The sequence below is a fragment of the Leifsonia sp. HAY1-4F genome, assembly GCF_056755275.1.
The window spans coordinates 1-324 of the sequence record NZ_JBNDHX010000227.1 but is presented as its reverse complement, the minus strand read 5'-3'; the positions used below and the strand labels follow the sequence as shown (position 1 = coordinate 324).

At 66.4% G+C, this 324-nt stretch carries 1 protein-coding gene; it reads right to left on the bottom strand.

The genetic code is table 11. The features are described from left to right. Window positions 1-324: hypothetical protein (locus ACPYOG_RS19325; RefSeq protein ID WP_481295752.1), on the bottom strand; the 324-nt coding region annotated here is incomplete at both ends.

Sequence of the window (324 nt, the reverse complement as noted above, 5' to 3'; positions counted from 1 at the left end):
GGTGATGCGCAGGCCCAGCACCAGGAAGGCGATCACCGAGAACAACAGGGTCAGGTCGCCGTAGGTGACGGCGTTGAACTGGCGGGTTGCGGGGCGCGCACCGGTACTCAGCACCAGCCAAGCCACGTTGATCACGGCATACCAGATGCCGGCCAGCAGGCCGAACGCGGCATGGACCAGCACAGGGCGCGGCACGCGCAACGCGGCGGCGAGAATCAGGCCCACGGTGAGGAAACGCACCGCCTTTTCGGTTTCCGATCCCTTCCAGATGCCATGCACGGCAAGGCTGGTCAGCACGCCCAGCAGCATCACGCCCATGCCTGC